This window comes from Nonomuraea terrae (genome assembly GCF_004348995.1).
GTDB classification, from domain to species: Bacteria; Actinomycetota; Actinomycetes; order Streptosporangiales; family Streptosporangiaceae; genus Nonomuraea; species Nonomuraea terrae.
This window is the reverse complement of record NZ_SMKQ01000340.1, coordinates 1-5,511: the sequence shown is the minus strand read 5'-3', so window position 1 is coordinate 5,511 and position 5,511 is coordinate 1. Positions and strand designations below refer to the sequence as shown.

Sequence of the window (5,511 nt, the reverse complement as noted above, 5' to 3'; positions counted from 1 at the left end):
ACGGCAAGACCGTGGCCGAACTCGCCGACCAGGTGCTGCCGGCCCTGACCGCAGCCATGAGCCTGCTCAAGAAGCAGGCGCCGGCGGAGGCCGACAACTTCCGCAGCACCGTCATCGTCGCCATCGCAGCAGCCTCCCGGCCCCAGAAGGGCGAGCCCAGCCCCACCATGACGGAGATGGCCCGCAAGATCACCGAGGCCCTCGACGCCGCTTGATCCGATGTCGTCCTGCGCAGCTGGCCACGGGGCCCTGGCCGGACCCCGTGGCACGAGGCGGATCAGGCAGGGGCCGGCCTCGGCCTTGGCGAGCGCGATGGTCGCATTCGGCCATCAGCCTCGAAGAATCAGCGCAAGCTCCAGTCCGCCGACAAGCGCAAGGTCCGCCCGGCGGCGTCTACTACGTCTTCACGACCGGCCGGACCCGGCCACCCGGGCACGCTCTTTTCGATCGCCTCGGCCACGCCGCGTCAACGCCCACGTGGTGCGTACGGCGGAAGCCCCGGCGGCCGGCATCCTCGCCGAGGCCATCGGCGAAGAGGCCCCGTCAGCGAGATCATCCGGACAAACCAAAGGCCCGCTCCAGGTTTCCCTGGTAGCGGGCCTCTGTGCTGTGCGCGGCCGACAGGAGTCGAACCCGTAACCTTCTGATCCGTAGTCAGATGCTCTATCCATTGAGCTACGGCCGCTCGGTGCTTAAGCAAGCATAGCGGGTTTCTGTGAGTGCCTCGAACCGGAAACGGCAATCGGGAGGTCGTGGGGGCGATCTTGGCTGGGTGATGGCGGAGGGTTGAGGCGGTGAGCTGGGCGGATGCCCTCGGCGGGGTGGCCGGGGTTGGATCGTGGGTCGCCGGGCGGTCAGGCGTCCAGGCGGGTCAGGAGGCGTTCGAGCAGGTGGGTGAGGCCGGTGAGGGCGCGTTGGAGGGAGTCGTGGTGCGCCCGGGCCGTGTGGTGGGCTGAGGCGAAGTGGTCGTTGGCCTGGCGCCGGAAGCCGCCGATCTCGACGTTCAGGGCCGAGAGGTCGTCGTTCACCTCGGCTTGGAGGAACCTGATCTGGGCCCTCAGGTCGTCGCCGCGGGCCGGCGCTCTGAGGGTGTCGGCGGGCGGGTCCTCCTGACGGGTGCAGTTGTGTGCCGGGATGGTGTGCCTACGTCGCGTTCGAGCCCTGCGGCGGGCGGAGGTTCCGCTGCCGGGAGGGACGTCGGCTTCGAGGGCCGCGATACGGCGTTTCAGATCGCGAATCTCGGCCTCTATGTTCACGTACTCCTACCTTTGCGGCAGTTGGGAGGGGGTCGGCTCTGGAGGCGCCGGAGTCCCACTTTCTGTTAGCACATGGTCGCAACGAGTGGACGGTGGCGCGAAACGGAGGGCGACGTTCCGGGTGGAGGTTTATCCGCCGCGGGGGTAAGAAAGATCGCCGGTGGGGCGAGATCTCTGATCGGCGAGTCAGGGATGAGCGTCTCGCCCGGCAGTTCTCCAGCCTGTGGATACATCGAAAGGTGTGTCCACAGGCGGACGTTCGTAGGAGTGAAGCACGGCCCGGAGATGGTGGGATGGGGTCATGAACCGGGTCGTGCTGGGGGCTGTGCTGGCCTTCGCGGTGGGAGCGGTGCTGATCGCGGGTGGGGCCTACCTCCACCGTGGCGTGCCCATGTGGGTGCTCGGGGTGCCGTTGGCGATCACCTGCGTGGGGGTGCTGCTGCGGCAACGGGCTCCGCTGGGCTCCCTGGGGCTCGGCGTGCTCGCCATCGTGGTGGACGGCTTCGTGGGGCCGTCGCTCGGCACTGTCCTCATTTTCACCGACAATCTGTACGCCGCCGCGCTCTACGGGCCGGCGCCCCTCGCTCGGATACTCCTCGGCGTCACATCCGTGCTGGCGGTGGCGGCCGGGGCCGTGGCGGGGTTCGTCGCGTCCGACTGGCGGGTGCTGGCCGTCGCGGGCGTGCAGGCCGGGCTGGTGCTCGTCACGCCGGTGATGACCGCCGTCGTGCTGCGCGAGCACCGCGACCGGGCGGCGGTGGAACGCGCGCGGGCCGAGCAGGTCGCCAGGCTCGCCGAGCTGGATCGGCAGGCGGCCGTCACGGCCGAACGTACGCGGATGGCGCGCGAGCTCCACGACATGATCGCCAACCATTTCAGCGCCATCGCCATCCAGTCCACGGCCGCGCTGTCCCGTAAGGATCTCGACCGGGAGACGGTCAGGAAGGTCATGGAATCCGTACGGGAGAACAGCGTCAAGGGCATGGCCGAGATGCGGGCCATGATCGGCCTGCTGCGGCAGGAGGGCGACGAGGCGGAGGGGAGCGCAGGGGCGATGCGGCCTCGCCTCGCCGACGTCGAGACGCTGGTCGAAAGAGTGCGGCGGGCCGGGCTGGCCGCCGACATGCGGGTCGAGGGGACGGTACGCGAGCTGCCGGCGTCCGTCGATCTCGCGGGCTATCGGATTCTGCAGGAAGCGCTCACCAACGCGCTCAAGCACGGAGAGTCGCCGGTTTCCGTGCTCGTCTCTTATGAGGAGGAACGGGTTCTGGTCCGGGTCGTGAATGCGCTCCGCGAGCGGCGGACCGGGCTGCCCGGGGCGGGAGCCGGGCTGATCGGCATGCGGGAGCGGGCCTCGCTGGTCGGCGGGCTTTTCGAGGCGGGGAAGAGCGGCGATGAATGGCGGGTTCTGGCTGACCTGCCGACGGCTGAGGAGACGACCGAGGCACGGACGTCCAAAGGCGCGACGTGGGTGTTCGGGGCCGGTGACGGAGGTCGTGGACGGCGCACGAGTGGCGAAGGTCGTCGTGAGCCAGGGGACGTGGAGCGGGCCTCCACGGTGGAGGAGCGGGCTTGATGGAGGTGTGGTGAGTGAGCGTCAAGGTGTTGGTGGCCGACGACCATGCGGCGGTCAGGGCCGGGATCGTGCTGATCCTCGACGGCGCCGATGACATCGAGGTCGTGGGCGAGGCCGGCGATGGTGAGCAGGCCGTGGCCATGGCGAGGGAGCTGCGGCCCGACGTCGTGTTGATGGACGTGCGCATGCCGCGGCTCGACGGAATTTCGGCCACCAAAGAGCTGGCGGGAGTTTGTGATGTGCTGATTCTGACGACGTTCGATGTCGACGAATATGTGTTCGGGGCGTTGCGGGCCGGGGCGGCGGGATTTCTGCTGAAGAACACCGATGCCGAGTCGCTGGTTCATGCGGTACGTGTGGTGGCGCGCGGGGATGGGCTCATCTCGCCGGGGGTGACGCGGAGGCTGATCGCGGCGTTCGCCGAGGGCGCTCCCGTACGTCGAGAGGCGGTCGCCGATCCGGGCGGGCTGACGCCTCGGGAGCGTGAGGTGCTGGCGTGCATCGGGCGTGGAATGTCCAACGCCGAGATCGCCAGGGAGCTCGACATGGCCGAGGCGACGACCAAAACGCATGTCAGCCGGGTGCTGAACAAGCTCGGATTGAGGAGCCGGGTGCAGGCGGCGATTTACTACTCCGATTACTATTCGGAGGGGATATAGGCCCGTAGTGTGTGCCTCGTGAGCCATTCGCCGCCTTCTGGGCCTTCTGAACCGCCTCGTCGGACGGGGGTGGTCGTCGGCACGGCGTTCGCCGGGCTCTTCGGGTACTTCGTCGTCAACGTGCTCGTCGGGTTGGTCGCCCTGAGCCTGCAGTCCACGGTGGCGATCGGGGTGGCCGCGGGTTTTCTCGCGCTGCTGGGGCTCGTCGCCGGCGTGGTGCTCGTGGTGCTGCGGAAGTCCTGGTCCGTGGGGTTGGGGCTGGGGTTGATGATCGGGTGGGCGTTGGCGTCGATCGTGTCGGCAGGGTTTTGTACGGGGATTAATCCGGAGATGTACACCTAGGTGTTGTGTTTGGCATTTCGCCGGTTGTCGGCGCGGGCAGGGGATGGATCGGAGCCGTTGATCGAATGTCGGTCCTCGGGCCCTAGCCTGATCGCGACCAGGGAGTAGACCGCGTCCATGACCACATCGCCGCGACCGCCGGACCCTCCGCCGTCGTCCTCTTCGCCGTCCTCGCCGTCCTCGCCGGAGGAACGTGGGTCGGGGCGGGAAGGGGTGCCGGTCGGGAGGCCGGAGTTCTTGCCGCCGCCAACCGGCGAATCCGTCACCCCGCCACCCGCGCCCTCCATCTCGGAACCCTCTGACGTGCCGGGGACCGATAGGGATGCAGCCACGGGGTCGGGCGCGGGTGTAGGCGGTTCGGGTGTAGGTGGTTCGGGGGACTCCGGCCCGAGCCGTCCGGGTTCAGGGGCTTCGGGTGACTCCGGCCCGAGCGGTCCCGGTTCAGGGGCTTCGGGCGGCCCCGGTTCGGGTTTGGATTCGGATTCGGGCGAGCCCGCGTTGGGTGCTTCCGGTTCGGGTGAGCCCGCGTCAGGTGCTTCGGGCTCGCGTGGTCCTGGGTCGCTTGGTGCAGGGCCCGCTGGTTCGGTGGGTTCCGGGTCGCTGGGTTCGCAGGCTGGCGATTCGGCGGTTTCAGGTTCAGGGTCTGCTGGTCCCGGTTCTTCTGGTTCGGGGCGGTCGTCGCCGCGGCCGACGTTTCTGCCGCCGGTCGGGTTTCCGACGATCAGCCAGGCGCCTCCGAGGGCGAGGAGTGAGGAGCCCGGCCGGCCGCCTGAGCAGGTTGGTGGGTCACGCGAGGTCTGGCGCCGGCCGCAGGGGCAACCCGGTCAACCACAAGGGCGGCCTGGTCAGCCGCATGAAGAATTCGGTCGGCTGGAGCGGCCGCCGAGTCGGCCCGACCTGTACGGGCAGTCGGAGCGGTCAGACGCATTCGGGCAAGGCCCGACGTACGGACGACCGGAGCCGACGTTCGAACCGCCGGGCCAGATGCATGAGGGGCCGGAGCCGCCACACCGGCAGTCGGAGCGGCCGTACGGGGCACCGGGGCAACCGCGTGGGCGGGCGGAGTCGTCGTACGGGCAGGTGGGGGAGCCGCAGCGGGGGGAGGAGGCTCGGCCGCAGTGGCCCTACGGTGGGCCGTCGGACGCGCGGCCGCCTTACGCGCCGACGGCCCCCCACGTGCAGCCACGGCTGGGTGCCAAAGAACATTGGCGTGGCGCCAACCCGCCCTACGGCCAGGATCCGTCGCCCGGGGGCAACCCGTCCTATGGCCCGAATCCCTCGTCAGGGGCTCCCACGTCCTACGGCGCCAGGTCGCAGTCCGGGGCCGACTCGGTTTACGGTGCCAGACCGCAGTCCGGGGCCGATCCGGTTTACGGTGCCAGGCCGCCCTCCGGGGCCGCTCCGACCTATGGCCTCAGGCCGTCGTCCGGGGGTGAGTCGCACTATGGCGTTGATGCGCTGTCTGGGGCTGATCGGCCTTTTAGTCCGGATTCGGGAAGTTCTGGGCCGGGGGGTGTGGTGTCGTTTGGGGCGAGTTCGGTCTCCGGGGGTGATTCTCGGGCTGGGTCGTATGCGTCTTATGGAGGTGATCCGGGCCTGGGGGGCGACGCGCCGCATGGGGTGAAGTCACCGTCTGAGGGAGGTCGCACCTTTGGTTCGGATGCGGGGGGTTCGGGGT

General features: G+C 69.3%; 5 protein-coding genes, 1 tRNA gene and 1 pseudogene. 4 read left to right on the top strand and 3 right to left on the bottom strand.

The window, feature by feature from the left end:
- A pseudogene (locus E1286_RS45645) lies at positions 1 to 215 on the top strand (hypothetical protein); the annotation flags it as partial.
- 397 nt (positions 216 to 612) lie between these two features.
- Here E1286_RS45645 and E1286_RS45640 read toward each other — a convergent pair.
- Both E1286_RS45640 and E1286_RS45635 read right to left on the bottom strand, forming a co-directional pair.
- Positions 613 to 685 (bottom strand) — tRNA-Arg (locus E1286_RS45640).
- Between the two features lie 169 nt (positions 686 to 854).
- Positions 855 to 1,256, bottom strand: coding sequence for a hypothetical protein (locus tag E1286_RS45635; RefSeq protein WP_132623418.1), 402 nt, complete (start codon positions 1,254 to 1,256; stop codon positions 855 to 857).
- A gap of 301 nt (positions 1,257 to 1,557) precedes the next feature.
- Between E1286_RS45635 and E1286_RS45630 the strand changes: the two genes are divergently transcribed.
- The 3 genes from E1286_RS45630 to E1286_RS45620 all read left to right on the top strand — a co-directional run bounded on the left by E1286_RS45630 (position 1,558) and on the right by E1286_RS45620 (position 3,833).
- Complete coding sequence (locus E1286_RS45630) at positions 1,558 to 2,832, top strand: sensor histidine kinase (RefSeq protein ID WP_246075707.1); 1,275 nt, start codon at positions 1,558 to 1,560, stop codon at positions 2,830 to 2,832.
- A gap of 14 nt (positions 2,833 to 2,846) precedes the next feature.
- The gene (locus E1286_RS45625) at positions 2,847 to 3,491 is read left to right on the top strand and encodes a response regulator (protein WP_132623416.1); all 645 of its coding nucleotides are present in this window, start codon (positions 2,847 to 2,849) and stop codon (positions 3,489 to 3,491) included.
- Between the two features lie 69 nt (positions 3,492 to 3,560).
- Positions 3,561 to 3,833: a hypothetical protein gene (locus E1286_RS45620; RefSeq protein ID WP_132623414.1), complete on the top strand. Its 273-nt coding sequence runs from the start codon at positions 3,561 to 3,563 to the stop codon at positions 3,831 to 3,833.
- Here the strand turns inward: E1286_RS45620 and E1286_RS45615 are convergent.
- Positions 3,830 to 4,099: a hypothetical protein gene (locus E1286_RS45615; RefSeq protein ID WP_132623412.1), complete on the bottom strand. Its 270-nt coding sequence runs from the start codon at positions 4,097 to 4,099 to the stop codon at positions 3,830 to 3,832. The two genes, E1286_RS45620 and E1286_RS45615, sit on opposite strands and share 4 nt — an antisense overlap.
- Positions 4,100 to 5,511 lie beyond the last annotated feature (1,412 nt).

Coding starts and splice junctions, on each gene's coding strand:
- E1286_RS45630 (WP_246075707.1), top strand. CDS start 1,558: ATGAACCGGGTCGTGCTGGGGGCTGTGCTGGCCTTCGCGGTGGGAGCG.